This window comes from Loktanella salsilacus (genome assembly GCF_900114485.1).
Taxonomy (GTDB): Bacteria; Pseudomonadota; Alphaproteobacteria; order Rhodobacterales; family Rhodobacteraceae; genus Loktanella; species Loktanella salsilacus.
Genome location: NZ_FOTF01000013.1, coordinates 66,708 through 82,226, shown reverse-complemented (window position 1 = coordinate 82,226; position 15,519 = coordinate 66,708). Strand labels below are relative to the sequence as shown.

Sequence of the window (15,519 nt, the reverse complement as noted above, 5' to 3'; positions counted from 1 at the left end):
GTCAGCGGGCTGGCTACATCTGACCAATAAGCCAGAGTGACAGCGCAGGCACGCTGAGCAGCAGACCAAGGCGGACGATGTCGGCCAGCCAGAACGGGAAAACGCCTTTGAAGATCGTCGAGAGTTCGACGTCGCGCAGGACGGCCTTGAGGACGAAGACATTCATGCCCACCGGCGGTGTGATCAGGCTGATTTCTGTTGCGACAACGACAACGATTGCGAACCAGATCAGCGCATTTTCCGGGTCCAAAAGGGCCGGATTTGTAAAGGGCAGCTCGTACATCAGCGGATAGAAGACGGGCACGGTCAGCAGGATCATCGACAGGCTTTCCAGCACGCAGCCAAGGATCAGATAGATCACCATGATACCCATCATGACGGCCCAGACGGGCAGATCGTTGTTCATGACGAAGGACGAAAGCCCATCGGGCAGGCCTGCGAAGTTGATGAAGTTCGTGAAAATCTCGGCGCCGATGATGACGGCAAAGATCATGGCCGTGGCACGGATGCTGTCAAAGGCGGCGTCAAAGAAATCCGCCAGCGCCATCGACCGCAGCGCCAGCGCAATGACGATTGAGGCGCCTGCGCCCATGCCTGCGGCCTCTGTCGGGGTGAAAATGCCGCCGTAGATGCCGACCATGATAAAGACGAACAGCCCAAGCACGGCAAAGACGCCGATGACGTCGGTGCGGGACATCGGCGGGCTTTGCGTCACCTCTGGCGCCAAGGCGGGATTGTGCCAGACCGCGAGTTTGACGGCCGCAAGATAGAGGATCACGCCAAGGATGCCGGGAATGATCCCCGCGATGAACAGTTTGGAGATATTGGTTTCGGTCAGCAGGCCATAAATGATTAAGATGACCGAGGGCGGGATGAGGATGCCAAGGGTGCCGCCTGCGGCGATGGATCCGGTCGCAAGGCGGTCATCGTAGCCGAATTTGCGCATAGACGGCATGGCGACTTTGGACATGGTCGCGGCTGTGGCGAGTGACGACCCGCAGACCGCCGAAAAGCCGCCGCAGGACAGGACCGACGCCATCGCCAACCCGCCGCGGGTGCGGCCGAACAGGCGGTCGGCCCCGGCGTAAAGCCCGTGGGCGACGCCGGATACGGCAAGGATATTGCCCATAAAGATGAACAGCGGGATGACCGAAAGGCTATAGGACAGGGCGGTGTCAAAGGCGACTTAGCCTGTCATAGACCACGCAGGGCCCCAGCCGCGCATCAGCGCGAAACCAATGCCGCCGACCGCCGCCATGGCAAAGGCGATGGGGACGCGCATGAACATCAAAATCAAAAGGACGGCAAAGCCGAGCAGAGAAATCAGCATATCTTACGGCTCCTTACCGTCGCAGTGGTCCGGTGGCACGACGCCGCGCAAAAGGGCGATGACGGCGCTGACGAGGCAAGAAAAGCTCGCGAGGAAACCAAAGGGTGCGTAGGGGATGGAAAGGGCGTTGGTGACGGCCCCGTCTTGCGCCGCGCCAAGCGCATGGGCCCCAAGACGCCACGCCAGCGTCGCCAGCAACGCCGCCGAGAAGAGGCCCGCAAACGCCACAAGCCACCGGTTGGCGCGCGCGGGTAGCAGGGCGCCAAGGATATCAACCTCGATATGTTCGCGCCGTTCGGTTGTGAGTGGCAGCGCCAGAAAGACCAGCGCTGCCAAAATCATTTCAGTCAATTCGAACGCCCCCGATAGGGGACGATCGAAAATGTAGCGCCCGACAACGTCGACGCAGGTGATCAGGATCAGACAGCCCAAAGCAAGGCTGGCGGCTAACCCCAATGAGACGTCAAGCACGCGGCGCAGGGACACGCCTTGGCCAGATGTCCCGCCACCTGCGCTGAAAAAACGGATGTTCGGGCGCGCCATGGATCAGTATTCCACGCCGGTCTGTGCGCGCAGTTCGGCCAATGCGGCCTGACCGTCGAAACCGTCCGCCGCGATGGTGTCGGCCCATTCGGATTCGTAGCCGGCGGCGATTGTTTTGATCTTTTCAAGCACATCCGCAGGGGTGTCGTAGACCTGTATCCCGGCGTCGGCGATGGCGATCAGCGCGGCATCGTCGGCCGCATTCCATGCGTTACCCACGAGGGCGGCAAAGGCTTCGCCCGAGATCGCCTCGATCGCGGCTTGATCTTCGGCCGAAATCTCGGCCCATTTGTCGTCGTTCATGACGAAGAACCAGGTGGAGTTATAGAAGCCACCAGGCGCGCGCATGGAGTATTTCAGGTGTTCCGTCAGCTTGTAAGCGGTCAGCGCCTCGTAAGTGATGGTGACGCCGTCGATGACGCCGCGCGACAGCTTTTCATAAATCTCTCCTGTGGACATAAAGAGAGTTTCAGCGCCGAGGTCAGAGATCATGTCGGCGATGTAGCCGCCGGGGACGCGGATTTTTAGGCCGGCAAAGTCAGCGTCGCTTTCGATTTTGCGCACGTTGTTATGAAAGATGCCGGGGCCGTGCACAAAAAGGCCAAGCAGTTTGACGCCTTCATGTTCGGCCTGCGCGTCCAGCATGCCGCCGTAGACGTTCCAAAGCGCGGTTGATCCGCTGGCGGCGTCGTCGCCGGTGAAGGAAAACTGACCGATGCGCGAGCGCACAAAGCGGTCGTCGGTAGTAAAGGAATGCAGACCATAAGTGATGTCAGCGACGCCATCGGCGGCCATGTCGAAATGCGCCGGGGGCGGGCCAAGCGGCTTTGCAAGAATGCGGATTTTCACGCGGCCTTCGGTGACGTCTTCAACCTGCTGGGCCCATGGTTTGAACGCATTGACCACGATGGGGTGGCGTGCGGGCAGCCAGCTGGACATGGCCAGCGTCGTATCAGCCATAGCGGCGGGCGCTGCGAGGATGGTCATCCCGAATGCGGCGGCCCCCAAAAGCTGGGCGACTTTATGTGTCAGTTTCATGGTCTCTCCTCCTGTTGAGATGGTTGCGATGCGACGCGGAGCGCCTGTGCCAGCACGGCGGGATCCCCGATGTGATTGAAAAGGATCAAGATTAGGCGCGCATTTAGGGCGGCGCTTTGGTCATCGGTCAGGCCGTCGTGCGCATCGATCAGCGCGGCATATGTGTCATCGGGGGCGGCGATGTTGGGTGTCAGGATCAGGGTGGGTTTTGCCTCAGGCATCTGTGGGCTCCTTTGCGCAAGCGGTGCGTAGCGCGTTGGTGACAGCGGCGGCGTCAAAGGCATCCCACCGTGCGGCGACATGTTGGTCGGGCCGGATCAGATAGACGGCCCTTGGTGCCGCGCCCAAATAGCGTTCTGTCAGCGCATCCGGCGTGCCCGCAGTGGTTGAGAGCGACACGGTGCGCAGGGTGATGCCGTCCACCGTGATGTCGGCGGGCACCGCGCAGTTGATGGCCAGCAGCACAAAGTCGCCGCCCAGTTGGTCCAGCAGATACCCGCAGTCCAAGGGCGCATCGGGGCAGGGGCTGCCGACGCGGCTGCGATCTGGTCCGCCGTTCAGCGCGTCGGTGCCGTTCAAGGGCAGGTCGTCGTAGGTGCAGGGCATCGACAAGCGGCCCGAATTGACGATCGGGCGGGCAAAGGTGTGATGTTCGGCCAAATCCAGAACTGCGTTGCGGAACAGGCGGCTGGTGGCTGATTTTGGCGTGATGAAATCGGTCGCGCGGGTGGAGTTGAGGATATTTTCGTCGGCGCCGTAGGCCCGTTCGACATCATAGCTATCCAGCAAGGCATCCGGTGCCTTGCCTTGCAAAACTAATCCGAGTTTCCAGCCCAGATTGTCCACGTCTTGCAGGCCGGAATTCGCGCCGCGTGCGCCGAAAGGCGATACCTGATGCGCGGCGTCGCCGGCAAACAGAACGCGGCCATGGCGAAAGCTGTCCATGCGCCGACATTGAAAGGTGTAGATGGATGACCAGACGATATCGTAATCCACATCCGCCCCCAGCATCGCGTCAAGGCGGCGGCGGACGTTATGCTCTTTCAGCTCTTCTGTGCGGTCCACGTCCCAGCCGATTTGGAAATCGACCCGCCAGACGTCGTCGGGCTGTTTGTGCAGCAAGGTTGATGCGCCGGATTTAAAGTGCGGATCGAACCAGAACCAACGCTCTGTCGGGAAGGATTTCGATGTCATCCGAATGTCGGCAATCAAGAAGCTGTCCTGAAACACGCGGCCGTCGAAATCCAGTTCCAGCATCGCGCGGACCGGAGAGTTCGCGCCATCGCAGGCCACCACATAATCGGCGGTGATCGTATAGCTGCCGTCCGGCGCCATTACATCGAGCGCGACATGGTCATCAGCTGGGCGCACCGTATCAACGCGGTTCTTGCCGCGCACGTCGATGGGGGCACCGGATGCGATTTCTGCCGTGATCTGGTCGAACAGGAACTTTTCAAAGTAGGGCTGCTGGAGATTGATAAAGGCGGGGTGCTTGTGCCCGGCTTCGGGTAGCAGGTTGAATTCAAAGAGCTGCCGGTCGTCGTAGAACACTTTGCCAAGGTTCCAGATCACGCCCTTGTCTAAAATTGGCGCGCTTGCACCGTAGCGGTCGGTGATTTCTAGCGTCCGCTTGGCAAAGCAAATCGCGCGGCTGCCTTTGCCGACGCCTTCGTGATCGTCCAGAAGGACGACATCGATGCCCTGGCGGCCCAGATCAAGGGCGGTGGCCAAGCCAACAGGTCCGGCACCGATCACAGCGACCTTGTGGCGCGTGGGCGTGGCTGCATCCTGATCGGCGCTGCGCGCGTAAGGATACAGCTTGAACGCCAGTGAATAGCGATCTTGCAACATCGGTTCTCCTCCCGAATGGTCTTGTGCCTGCGTGCCCCTCACACGCAGGCGAATTGGATGTGGGCCGCCGCAAATCAGCTTTGCAGGGCGGTCCACATTTCCTTGTCGCGTGCGGCGGTCCAGATCCGCGGGGTGTCGATGCCTTTGGCTTCGTCAAAGGCGCGGGCGACGTTGAAGGGCAGGCAGTGTTCGTAGATCGCATAGTCGGAAAACTTTGGATCACAGGCTTCGCGCACGGCGGCCCACGCTTCTTTGAGCGTGCCGCCGCGGGCGACGATGCGGGCGACCGGGGCGTAGGTGCTGTTGACGAAATCAGCGGTCGCGGCCAGCGCCTTTGCGACCATGTCTTCGCCGATCAGCGCGTCGCCGCGTCCGGGCGCAATGGATTTCGGCGCATAGCTTGCGATGGCATCAAGGGTCGCGCCCCAATCGCCAAAGTGACCGTCCCCGCAGTAGCAGGCCGAGTGGTATTCAACGATATCGCCGGTGAACATTACCTCTTGATCGGGGACCCAGATCACGGCGTCGCCAGCGGTATGGGCGCGGCCAAGTTTCATGATGTCGACCCGGCGTTTGCCAAGATAAACCGTCATTTTGTCGGAAAAGGTGGTGGTGGGGCGGGTCAGGCCGGGGATTTCCTCGTGCCCCTGAAACAGGCGGGGAAAGCGGTCAAATTCGCTGTCCCAGTCTTCTTGGCCGCGCTCTTCGACCATGGCGGCGGCGGTGTCCGACATGATGATTTCTTTGGCACCGTAGGCCGAGGCACCCAGCACGCGGACGGCGTGATAGTGGGTCAAAACGACGTGGCTGATCGGCTTGTCGGTGACTGTGCGCACGCAGTCGATCACCTTGCGCGCAAGGCGCGGGGTTGCTTGCGCCTCGACGATCATGACGCTGTCGTCGCCGATGATGACGCCGGTGTTTGGATCACCTTCGGCGGTGAAAGCGTAAAGGCCATCGCCCACTTTCGTGAAGCTGATTTTCTTGTCTGCCATATCCCCTTGCGAGGCGAATGCTTTAGCCATGGTCAATATCCTTGGTAAGTGTCGTTTGCTATGTGCGGATTAGGTGGTGGCCCAGTCGGGCAGGGGCTTTGCGGGCAGCAACGTGCCTGTGCACGCGCCAAAGCCGACGCGAAAACCTGCGCCCAAGGCTGCGCCGTAAAGGGTCATGGTATCGCCATCTTCGATAAAGCTGCGCTGCTCTGCGCCGCTTAGGGTCAAAGGGTCTTTGCCGCCCCAGCTGAGTTCCAGCAACGAGCCGCGCATGTCTTTTTCCGGCCCAGAGATCGTGCCAGAGCCCAGCAGATCGCCAGTGCGCATCGCGCAGCCGCTTGTGGTGTGGTGGCACAGCTGCTGCGCGGCAGAGTAGTACATCTGGTTGGCGTTGGTGCGGGCGATGATCGTCTCTGCGCCGCCCTTGGGTGTCATCCCGACGCTAAGATCGATGTCGTAAAGCATCGGGCCGCTTTCGCGCAGATAGGGCAAAAGTGGGCGGGATCGTTGCGGCGCGGGGGCGCGGAAATCTTGCAGGGCCTCGGCGGTGACGATCCAAGGGCTGATCGTGGTCGCGGTCGCTTTGGCCTGAAATGGGCCAAGCGGCTGGTATTCCCAGGCCTGAATATCGCGCGCGGACCAGTCGTTCAGCAGGACATAGCCAAAGATCATCGCGTCCGCGGCATCGACGGATTGCATGCCCTGCGACGGCGTGCCGACGATTGCGCCCAGTTCCAGTTCGATATCGAAGCGGGCGCAGGGACCAAAGTGCGGCAGGTCGGCGTCCGGCGCCTTAAGCTGGCCGTAGGGGCGGGTAACGTCGGTGCCTGATACGACGACCGATGACGCGCGCCCGTTATAGCCAATCGGGATCGACAGCCAGTTCGGCGGCAGCGCGTTTTCTGCGCCCCGGAACATGGTGCCGACGTTGGTCGCATGATCCTTGGACGCGTAGAAATCGGTATATTCCGCGACGGTAAAGGGGATGTGCAGCTGTGCGTCCGCTTGTTGGACCAGCAGATTTTGCAGGGTGTCGGTGTCAGCATTGTCCGCGGCCAGCAGGGTGGTCAGCTGCGCGCGCAGGTCGGCCCAGACGACGGGCCCTGCCGCCATCAACGGGTTCCATGTGCCGTGTTGCAGATAGGGGCCGCCTTGCAGGGTGATTAGGCCGGACGCTTCGGCAGTTGCGACGTCAAAGATCGCGTCCCCGATGGCGACACCGCAGCACGGCACCTTGCCCGGCACGGAAAAGACGCCGTAGGGCAGGTTGTTCAGGGGGAAATCGGTTTCGGCGCTATTTGCGCTGTCGATCCAAGAGCGTTTCAGGGTCATGTATTCTTCCGTTCGCGAGCGTTTGGGGCGGGTGTGATTGGGGCGGGCGGTATCGCCCTATTTTCCCCAATTGCCTTCGGGCGTGCCGTCAAAATGCTTTTCGATCCCGTCCCAGCAATGGATGTAATCGTCCTGCAAAGGCGCTTGTCTTGCGGCGTATTCGGTCAGGTGCTGGGGGAAGCGGGTTTCGAACATGAAGGACATGGTGTTATCGAGCTTTTCTGGCCCAAGGTCCGCATTGCTGGCCTTTTCAAAGGCAACGTTGTCGGGGCCATGTGGCAGCATCATGTTGTGCAGGCTGATGCCGCCGGGCGCAAAGCCGTTGGGCTTGGCGTCGTATTGGCCGTAAATATTGCCCATCAGTTCCGACATGACGTTCTTATGATACCATGGCGGGCGGAAGGTGTTTTCCGCTGTCATCCAGCGCTCTTTGAACAGGACAAAGTCGATGTTGGCGGTTCCGGGCACGCCAGAGGGCGCGGTCAGAACTGTAAAGATCGACGGGTCGGGATGGTCAAAGAGGATCGCGCCAATGGGGCAATAATCGCGCAGGTCATATTTGCAGGGCGCGTAATTTCCGTGCCACGCGACCACATCAAGGGGGGAGTGGTCGATAAAGGTTTCGTGGAATTGGCCCTGCCATTTGATCACCACGCGCGAATGGGCGTCGCGGTCTTCAAATGCGGCCACGGGCGTTTTGAAATCGCGGCGGTTCGCCATGCAGTTGGCACCGATTGGGCCGCGCCCCGGCAATTCCAGCTTTTGCCCATAGTTTTCGCACACGAAGCCGCGCGCGGGCCCGTCAAGTAGTTCGACGCGATAGACAAGGCCGCGCGGAAGGATGGCGATTTCCTTTGGCGCGACCTCGATCACGCCAAGTTCGGTGCAGAACCGCAGGCGGCCCTCTTGGGGCACGACCAGCAGTTCGCTGTCGGCAGAGAAGAAATATTCATCCGTCATCGAGGCGGTGACAAGGTAGACATGCATCGCCATGCCGACCTGCGTGTAAACGTCCCCCGCCGTGGTCATGGTGTGCATACCGTCGATCCACGTCAGATCGGCGTCGCTGTGCGGCACGGGGTCCCAGCGATATTGGCCAAGGGACGTGATGTCGTCCAGCACATGGGGGGCGGATTTCCAGTAGGGCACGTCGATGCGCGAAAAGCGGGACACGTGTTTCACCGATGGGCGGATCCGGTAGCACCATGTCCGCTCGTTCTGGTGGCTCGGCGCGGTAAAGGCGGTGCCGGTGAGCTGTTCGCCGTACAGGCCATAGGCGCATTTCTGAGGGCTGTTCATGCCGCGCGGTAAAGCGCCGGGCAGGGCTTCGGTTTCGAAATCGTTGCCAAAGCCGGGCATGTAGCCGGGGGTGATCCCCTTGGTCCCCGCATCCGTGGTCAAGGTTTTGTCTGTCGAAGGTGTCTGCACGTTTTCACTCCCGATTGGTCTGGCCCGGTTTGGGGGCAATATTTGTTGCAATCGCAATGAAGTCAAACTATTTATTGCATATGCAACGATTAATCCCGGCGAGCCACTTACCAATCCCAAGCCGCAGGTCCAAGGCAGGAGCGCGCGGATGACGCATGACTTACCCCCCTTTGATCTGGATGGGTTCGTGCCCTATCTGCTTGCAGCCACAGCACAAAAGCTGTCGGCGCAACTGGCGGCGGGCTATCAATCGCGGTTCGGAATCTCGATCGCGGAATGGCGGATTTTGGTGAATGTGGGCTATGTCAGCGATGCGTCGGTCAGGGATATCGAGCAGCGTGTCGGTCTGGAAAAGTCCAAGGCAAGCCGTGCGGCAAGCCGGCTGGTCGAAAAGGGCTATGTCAGCAAAACCGTCGATCTAGCGGACCGGCGGTTGATCAAACTAGCGCTGACCGACAAGGGCGCAGACCTGCTGCGGCAGATCGTGCCAATCGCAAAAGACCACAGCGCCGCGCTAGAGCAGACCCTGATGGGGGATCATGCGGTGCTGCAACGTATCCTGAAACAACTTTTGCAGGCGCTTTGATGACCGTCACGCTTCACGATTACTGGCGCTCGACTGCGAGTTACCGGGTGCGGATTGCTTTGGCGTTTGCGGGGATTGATTGGCGGGGGCAGGGGGTTGATTTGCTGCGGGGTGATCAGCGCGGCGGTGGCCACCTTGATCTGAACCCGCAGGGGTTGGTGCCGGTGCTAGAGATTGACGGCGCGCATCTGACGCAGTCGCTGGCCATTGTGGAATATCTGGACGAGACGCGGGCGCTTGGCCTGATGCCCAGCGATCCGCTGGACCGGGCGCGGGTGCGGGCCGTCGCCTATGCGATTGCGATGGAAATCCACCCGGTCTGCAACCTGCGCGTGGCGCGATTTGCGGTTGAAAAATCAGCGGGCACCCTGACCATGCAGGGTTGGATGCGCGAATTTATTGCGCCCGGTCTGGTCGCTGTGGAACGCATGATCGATGGCGGGCCAACCTGTCTGGGCGGGCGCGTGTCGCTTGCGGATCTGTGCCTGTTTCCGCAGATTTACAACGCGCAAAGGTGGGACGTGGATTTGGGCGGGCTGCCCAAGATCCAACGCGTAATCGCCCACCTGTCGCAGATGCCGCAGTTTACGCAGACGGCACCGGAAAACGTCAGGCCCATGACCGCTTAGACTACTGCCGTTTCGCTGCGCCTGCGGGCGAACTGAAGGTACAGAACAGGTGCCATCAGAACGACGGCGACCGCCATCGTCTTAAGCCCTGGCGCGATAAACAGCATAGACACGGCCGCGATCCACCACCGTTCCCAGCGATGCAATGGGGTCAGCAGATAGCCGGAAAAGGCGACGCCAAGGCTGGCGATCCCCATCATTGCCCCGGCCAGGGTCACGAAAAACGCGGGCCAGGTGAAGCCGTCAGCGACCAGCAAAAGGGAGGGCGAGTAGACAAAGACGAAGGGGACCAGCGCCTTGGCGATGCCCAGCCGGAATGCGGTATTGCCGGTTTGGAACGGGTTCGATCCGGCGATGCCCGCCGCCGCATAAGCCGCGAGCGCGACAGGGGGCGTGATGTCCGCAAGCACGCCATAATAGAAGACAAAGAAGTGTGCCACGATGGGCTGGACCTGCTGGGCGGCCAGCGCGGGCGCGGCGACGGCGACAAGAATGATATAGGTCGCCGTTGTGGGAATGCCGGCACCCATGATGATGCACGACATGGCGATCAGGACCAGCGACAAGAACAGCGACCACTGCGCGACCGAGGCGAAGGAGAACGGCCAGATCGACCCGATCACGGCGCCCATGTCGGTGGCGGTTTGCACGACGACATAGCCCAGACGAAAGCCGACCCCGGTCAGTGTGACCACGCCGACGACGATGCCGACAACGGCGGCGGCCGCGCCGACCGCCAGCGTGTTCTTTGCGCCGGAGGCCAGCGCGTTCCACAAATCAATCAGCGTCAACCGGTTCACAGGGTTCAGCAGGCCAACGACTACGCAAGCGATGATGCCATAGACGGCGGCGTAGTCGGGGGTGCGGCCGGACAGGATCATGTAAACAAGGATGATCAGCGGGATCACCGACAGCCAATGCTGTTTCAGCACCAAACCCAGCTTTGGCATTTCTGCCGCGCTGAGGCCGCGCAGGCCAAGGCGCTTTGCCTCGAGGTGGACCATGATGAAGATGCCGAAATAGTGCAGCAACGCGGGAAAGAGGGCTGCGGCGAGCACGTCGCGCAGCGGGATTTCAAGGTATTCAACCATGATAAAGGCCGCGGCACCCAAGATGGGCGGCGTGATCTGGCCGCCGGTCGACGATGTCGCCTCTACCGCGGCGGCGAAGTGGCTGGGATAGCCGACCTTTTTCATGGCGGGAATCGTCAGTGCGCCGGTCGTGACCGTGTTGGCGATAGAAGAGCCAGAAATCGTGCCCATGAAGGCCGAGGAAAAGATCGCGACCTTGGCCGGGCCGCCCGCATAGCGGCCAGCGATAACCATGGCGAGGTCGATAAACAATTGCCCCAAACCGATGCGGGTGGCGAGGACGCCGAACAGGATGAACAAAAAGACGTACTTCGCCATCACACCGATGGCGATGCCGTAGATGCCTTGGTTCGTCATATACAGGTGGTTGATCAGCCCAAGCCAGCTGGTGCCGCCGTGTTTTAACGCGCCGGGCGCGTAGGGGCCGAAGATCGCGAACAGAATGAACACGATGCCGATGATGGGCAGGGTGGGTCCGATGGACCGGCGCGCGGCCTCTAGCGTGAGCAGCAGCAGGGCGGTGCCCATGAAGATATCAAGCTGGCTGGGGTTGCCGACCCGCTGGGCCACGATTTCAGGCGGCAGCAGCGGCAGATACATGGCCGCAGCAACGGCGAGCAGGGACCAGAGCAGGTCAAGGTAGGGTACGCCTTGGAACCGCCACCACGCGGGCGGGGCCATGTCGGTTGCCGGGGCCTTGCGCCAGCCAAATAGGATAAACACCAGCGACAGCACGAATGAGATATGGATGCCGCGGTGCATCAGTTCGGGGATCAGGGCGAAGCCAGCGGCGTAGAAATGATAGACCGACATCGCGACCAGCAGGAAAGATACGGCAAAGGCCAGCTGCGGGCCGGTGCTGCGAAAGGCCGTTTCCGGGTCGTATTTACGCTCGATCTCGGCAAGTTCGGCCGCGCTTAGTTCGCTGGTTTGCATCCGCTATCCTTGGGTCATGCCTGCTTTGGTCAAGCGGCGGGTGATGCGCGAGGACGCGCACCACCAAAGTTAAAAACGAGCCTTACTGCAGCAGGCCGGCTTCGCGGTAGAACCGCTCTGCGCCCGCATGCAGCGGGATGCCGATGCCATCAAGTGCTGTTTCTTTGTTGATCGACGCGCCCTTAGCATGACCGACGTCCAGCAGGGTGCGGGTGTTGTCGTTCCACAGGGCTTTTGTGATCTGATAAACCAGCTCTTCGTCTTCGTCAGAAGAGGTGATCCACTGGGCGCCGACGGCCACAGTCGTGGTGTTTGCCACGCCTTCATAGGCGGTGTCGGGGATGTCAGAGGACGAGAAGAAGCCGAATTCTTCGGTCAGCTTTGCCGCGCCGTCGCCGTCGATTGGCACCAGTTTGATGTCAACAGCCGAGGCCAGTTCGACAATTGCGCCGGTGGGGTAGCCGCCCACAAAGAAGAAAGCGTCGATCTGGCCGTTGCGCAGCGCATCGCTTGCGGCGTCAGGCTTCAGCGCCTCGGCGGTGACGGTGTCGCTGGACAGGCCGTAAGCGGACAGGATCAGGTTGGCGTCGACGTAAGTGCCGGAACCCGGCTCGTCCAAAGATACGCGCTTGCCTGCAAGATCGGCGACAGAGTTGATGCCGCTATCGGCCATGACAACCAGATGGATGTGCTCTGGAAACAGGGCGGCGATGGCGCGCAGCTTTTCCGCAGGCGCTTGACCGTCCATCGTGCCGGTGCCGGTATAGGCCCAATAGGCGACGTCCGACTGGGCAAAGCCAGAGTTGCGCAGGCCAGAGTTGATGGCGTTCACGTTGTCGACCGATCCGCGCGATGACACGGCAGAGGCGATCAAGCCGGGCACGCCGCAGCTGCCGCCTTCATCGCACGCACGAGAGCCCGGAGGGCTGGAAATGGCGTTCGCGATGACGCCGCCGACTGGGTAATAGGTCGCTGCTGTGCCGCCGGTCCCGATTGTGAAAAAGGTCAGTTCTTGCGCGTGGGCAGTCGTCGTCAGCCCAAAGGCAATCGCGGCCGTCAGCGCTGCGGTTTTGAAAATCTGCATTGAATGTTCCCCGTTGGTCGCGGCCTTGCGCACCCGCGCGGGGTGCCGCCTGCGTGTTGAGTGCACCGATGGATGCTGCGGCAAGAGTGGCGTTATTTTGCGAAGGCGTAAAGCGCCAGTCGTACAAAGTGGGGCGGAAAACCAAAGTGGGCTGCGGCAAGGCGGGTGATGAGTGCCTTGCCGCAGCGCTTGCGGCGTTAGGCAGAGCGGTTGCCAACCGTCAGCGCGCGCACCGTGTCCGCTATCGCGGTGCGATCAATGCGGAAGTGGCGGTACAGGTCGTCAATGGTGCCGGTTTGGCCGAAATGTTCGACGCCCAGCGGGATGGTCTTGTGCCCGCAAACCGATCCCAGCCACGACAATGTTGCGGGGTGGCCGTCGATCACGGTGACGATCGTACAGGTGCTTGGCAGCGTATCAAGTAGCGTTTCAACATGGCTGCGCGCCCCGGCGTGCCCGCGCGCGCGTTCGCGTTGCGCGGCGGTCCAGCCTGCGTTCAGGCGGTCTGCGGATGTGACGGCCAAGACGCCGACATCGCGCCGGGTTCCGCCAATCATGCCGGCTGCTGCGATGGCTTCGGGCGCGACGGCCCCTTGATACGCGATCACGACGTCGCAATTGGGACCGGGTTTGCGCAGCCAATATGCGCCATCAATCGCGCCTTGGCGAAAGGCGTCGTCGACCCGTTTGCCGGGCTGTTCAATCGGGTTTGTCGTCAGCCGCAGATAGACAGAGCCACCGGTTTCATCGCGCAGCCATGTCCGCTCGTCCGGGTCGCCGCCGCCGTCACGCTGCATGTAATCGAACGCCCATTCCATAATGACCGCAAGTTCGTCCACGAAGGCAGGCTCGAACGCGGCAAGCCCGTCTTGGGACATGCCGATCAGGGGCGATGCAATCGACTGATGCGCCCCGCCTTCGGGGGCCAGCGTGACGCCGGACGGGGTGCCGACCAGCATAAAACGGGCGTCCTGGTAGCAGGCGTAATTCAGTGCATCGAGGCCGCGTGACACGAACGGGTCATAGACCGTGCCAATGGGGATCAGGCGTTTGCCGAACAGGGAATGCGACAGGCCTGCGGCGCCGAGCAGCAGCATCAAGTTCATCTCTGCGATGCCCAGTTCGATGTGCTGGCCGTCTGGTGCGAATTCCCATTTGGCGGTCGAGGCGATTTTGTGATCCTTAAAGGTGTCAGGTCGGGCGGTGCGTGCAAACAGTTTGCGCCGGTTGACCCAAGCCCCAAGGCTTGTTGTGCCGGTGACGTCCGGCGATGTTGTGACGATCCGGCTGGCCAGATCGCTGTCGCCTTTGGATAGATCGTCCAGAATTTTGCCAAAGCCCATCTGGGTCGAGATTTCACGCTCGCTTGCGATTTCGACCTTGGGCACGCTGAGCACATCATCGGAAAACCGGCGCGGGCCTTTGGCAAAAAACGGCACGGCGTTCAGGTCTGCTTGGAATGCGGATGTATCGCCAATGGTGGCGAAGCGGTCCCATTCGGCCCCTTCGGGCACGCCCATATGCACCTGCCAATCGGCCATTTGCGCCTTGGTCATCAGGCCGCCGTGGTTGTCTTTGTGCCCCGCAATCGGCGTGCCCCAGCCTTTGATCGTATAGGCCAGAAAGCAAACCGGGCGGTCGTGGTCGATGGCGGCAAAGGTCTGGGCCATGGTGTCGACGCAATTGCCGCCAAGGTTTTCCATCAAGGCCGCCAGTTCCGTATCGCTGCGCGCGTTCAGCAGGGCGGTGACGTCGCCTTGGTCGCCCAAGTCATCCATCAGGTGTTTGCGCCATACGCGTCCACCCATATAGGTCAGCGCGGCGTAAAGCTGGTTGGGACAGTTATCGATCCAGTCTTGCAGCTTTTGCCCGCCGGGTTCGGCAAAGGCGGCGCGTTGCAGCTGGCCGTATTTGATGCGCACGACGTCCCAGCCAAAGGCGTCGAATACTTTTTCGGCCCGCTCGAACAGGCCTTCTTGGACGATCCCGTCTAGGGACTGGCGGTTGTAGTCGATCACCCACCAGGTGTTGCGCAGGTCGTTTTTCCAGCCTTCTTGCAGGCATTCGTAGATGTTGCCTTCGTCCAGTTCCGCGTCGCCCATCAGCGCGACCATACGGCCGAGCGGCAGATCCTTGCCCCATGTTTTCGCCTGCACGTAGTCCTGAACCATCGACGCAAAGGATGTGATCGCGACGCCCAGACCGACAGAACCGGTGGAAAAATCCACGTCGTCCACGTCTTTGGTGCGGGACGGATAGCTTTGCACACCGCCTAGGCCGCGGAAGTTTTCCATCTTTTCGCGGCTGAGGTTGCCCATGAGATACTGCATCGCATGAAAAATCGGAGAGGCATGGGGTTTGACGGCCACGCGGTCTTGTGGCCGCAAGACCGAAAAATAGAGCGCCGTCATCATCGACACCATCGACGCGGACGAGGCCTGATGCCCGCCCACCTTAATCCCGTCCACCTTGGGGCGGATGTGGTTGGCGTTGTGGATCATCCAATGCGACAGCCACAGCAGCCGTTGTTCCACGGTTTTCAGGTCGATCATAAAAGCCTCTTGAGCGGTGTTGCGCTATACTAGGTGAGTCTAATCGCATTTTGCGCGTAGGTTCCTGCAAATTCACTACGCGGGGACATATTTGCGCCGAAAAAACTCGCTCTTTTCGCAAATG

14 protein-coding genes are annotated in these 15,519 nt (G+C 61.0%); 2 read left to right on the top strand and 12 right to left on the bottom strand.

Annotation, left to right across the window (positions count from 1 at the left end; all coding sequences use genetic code 11):
• Positions 1–13: 13 nt before the first annotated feature.
• From BM131_RS12820 to hmgA, 9 genes are all read right to left on the bottom strand, one after another.
• Complete coding sequence (locus BM131_RS12820; RefSeq protein ID WP_342713975.1) at positions 14–1,168, bottom strand: TRAP transporter large permease; 1,155 nt, start codon at positions 1,166–1,168, stop codon at positions 14–16.
• Between the two features lie 18 nt (positions 1,169–1,186).
• Positions 1,187–1,330: a hypothetical protein gene (locus tag BM131_RS20735; protein ID WP_342713974.1), complete on the bottom strand. Its 144-nt coding sequence runs from the start codon at positions 1,328–1,330 to the stop codon at positions 1,187–1,189.
• Between the two features lie 3 nt (positions 1,331–1,333).
• Positions 1,334–1,873, bottom strand: coding sequence for a TRAP transporter small permease (locus BM131_RS12815; RefSeq protein ID WP_090190060.1), 540 nt, complete (start codon positions 1,871–1,873; stop codon positions 1,334–1,336).
• 3 nt (positions 1,874–1,876) lie between these two features.
• Positions 1,877–2,911, bottom strand: coding sequence for a TRAP transporter substrate-binding protein (locus tag BM131_RS12810; RefSeq protein WP_090190058.1), 1,035 nt, complete (start codon positions 2,909–2,911; stop codon positions 1,877–1,879).
• Positions 2,908–3,132 (bottom strand): DUF2783 domain-containing protein, encoded by a 225-nt coding sequence (locus BM131_RS12805; protein WP_090190056.1) that lies wholly within the window; start codon positions 3,130–3,132, stop codon positions 2,908–2,910. Before BM131_RS12805 ends, BM131_RS12810 begins: the two co-directional genes overlap by 4 nt.
• Positions 3,125–4,762, bottom strand: coding sequence for an FAD-dependent oxidoreductase (locus BM131_RS12800; RefSeq protein WP_090190054.1), 1,638 nt, complete (start codon positions 4,760–4,762; stop codon positions 3,125–3,127). The genes BM131_RS12805 and BM131_RS12800 overlap by 8 nt, the downstream gene beginning before the upstream one ends.
• A gap of 74 nt (positions 4,763–4,836) precedes the next feature.
• Positions 4,837–5,787 (bottom strand): MBL fold metallo-hydrolase, encoded by a 951-nt coding sequence (locus BM131_RS12795; protein WP_090190052.1) that lies wholly within the window; start codon positions 5,785–5,787, stop codon positions 4,837–4,839.
• A 39-nt stretch (positions 5,788–5,826) separates the two neighbouring features.
• Positions 5,827–7,089, bottom strand: coding sequence for a fumarylacetoacetase (fahA, locus tag BM131_RS12790; RefSeq protein ID WP_090190050.1), 1,263 nt, complete (start codon positions 7,087–7,089; stop codon positions 5,827–5,829).
• 57 nt (positions 7,090–7,146) lie between these two features.
• On the bottom strand, positions 7,147–8,448 hold the full coding sequence (gene hmgA / locus BM131_RS12785) for a homogentisate 1,2-dioxygenase (protein ID WP_090190105.1): 1,302 nt from the start codon (positions 8,446–8,448) through the stop codon (positions 7,147–7,149).
• 217 nt (positions 8,449–8,665) lie between these two features.
• On the opposite strand from hmgA, the gene BM131_RS12780 reads away from it, so the two are divergent.
• Together BM131_RS12780 and maiA are read left to right on the top strand one after the other, a co-directional pair.
• Positions 8,666–9,103, top strand: a complete 438-nt coding sequence (locus tag BM131_RS12780; RefSeq protein WP_090190048.1) for a MarR family winged helix-turn-helix transcriptional regulator — start codon at positions 8,666–8,668, stop codon at positions 9,101–9,103.
• Positions 9,103–9,732 (top strand): maleylacetoacetate isomerase, encoded by a 630-nt coding sequence (gene maiA / locus BM131_RS12775; RefSeq protein ID WP_090190046.1) that lies wholly within the window; start codon positions 9,103–9,105, stop codon positions 9,730–9,732. The genes BM131_RS12780 and maiA overlap by 1 nt, the downstream gene beginning before the upstream one ends.
• Here maiA and BM131_RS12770 read toward each other — a convergent pair.
• The 3 genes from BM131_RS12770 to BM131_RS12760 form a co-directional block, all read right to left on the bottom strand.
• Positions 9,729–11,759: a TRAP transporter permease gene (locus tag BM131_RS12770; RefSeq protein ID WP_090190043.1), complete on the bottom strand. Its 2,031-nt coding sequence runs from the start codon at positions 11,757–11,759 to the stop codon at positions 9,729–9,731. The two genes, maiA and BM131_RS12770, sit on opposite strands and share 4 nt — an antisense overlap.
• Before the next feature lie 82 nt (positions 11,760–11,841).
• On the bottom strand, positions 11,842–12,843 hold the full coding sequence (locus BM131_RS12765) for a TAXI family TRAP transporter solute-binding subunit (RefSeq protein ID WP_090190042.1): 1,002 nt from the start codon (positions 12,841–12,843) through the stop codon (positions 11,842–11,844).
• Positions 12,844–13,040: 197 nt separating this feature from the next.
• Entirely contained in the window at positions 13,041–15,395 is a 2,355-nt protein-coding gene (locus BM131_RS12760) for a transketolase (RefSeq protein ID WP_090190040.1), read from the bottom strand.
• Between the last annotated feature and the right edge of the window lie 124 nt (positions 15,396–15,519).

Bases quoted from the DNA above. Each gene is read 5' to 3' on its own strand.
- BM131_RS12780 (WP_090190048.1), top strand. From the start codon at position 8,666: ATGACGCATGACTTACCCCCCTTTGATCTGGATGGGTTCGTGCCCTAT.
- BM131_RS12805 (WP_090190056.1), bottom strand. From the start codon at position 3,132: ATGCCTGAGGCAAAACCCACCCTGATCCTGACACCCAACATCGCCGCC.
- BM131_RS12815 (WP_090190060.1), bottom strand. From the start codon at position 1,873: ATGGCGCGCCCGAACATCCGTTTTTTCAGCGCAGGTGGCGGGACATCT.
- BM131_RS12795 (WP_090190052.1), bottom strand. From the start codon at position 5,787: ATGGCTAAAGCATTCGCCTCGCAAGGGGATATGGCAGACAAGAAAATC.
- BM131_RS20735 (WP_342713974.1), bottom strand. From the start codon at position 1,330: ATGCTGATTTCTCTGCTCGGCTTTGCCGTCCTTTTGATTTTGATGTTC.
- fahA (WP_090190050.1), bottom strand. From the start codon at position 7,089: ATGACCCTGAAACGCTCTTGGATCGACAGCGCAAATAGCGCCGAAACC.
- BM131_RS12810 (WP_090190058.1), bottom strand. From the start codon at position 2,911: ATGAAACTGACACATAAAGTCGCCCAGCTTTTGGGGGCCGCCGCATTC.
- BM131_RS12760 (WP_090190040.1), bottom strand. From the start codon at position 15,395: ATGATCGACCTGAAAACCGTGGAACAACGGCTGCTGTGGCTGTCGCAT.
- maiA (WP_090190046.1), top strand. From the start codon at position 9,103: ATGACCGTCACGCTTCACGATTACTGGCGCTCGACTGCGAGTTACCGG.
- BM131_RS12770 (WP_090190043.1), bottom strand. From the start codon at position 11,759: ATGCAAACCAGCGAACTAAGCGCGGCCGAACTTGCCGAGATCGAGCGT.
- BM131_RS12800 (WP_090190054.1), bottom strand. From the start codon at position 4,762: ATGTTGCAAGATCGCTATTCACTGGCGTTCAAGCTGTATCCTTACGCG.
- hmgA (WP_090190105.1), bottom strand. From the start codon at position 8,448: ATGCCCGGCTTTGGCAACGATTTCGAAACCGAAGCCCTGCCCGGCGCT.
- BM131_RS12765 (WP_090190042.1), bottom strand. From the start codon at position 12,843: ATGCAGATTTTCAAAACCGCAGCGCTGACGGCCGCGATTGCCTTTGGG.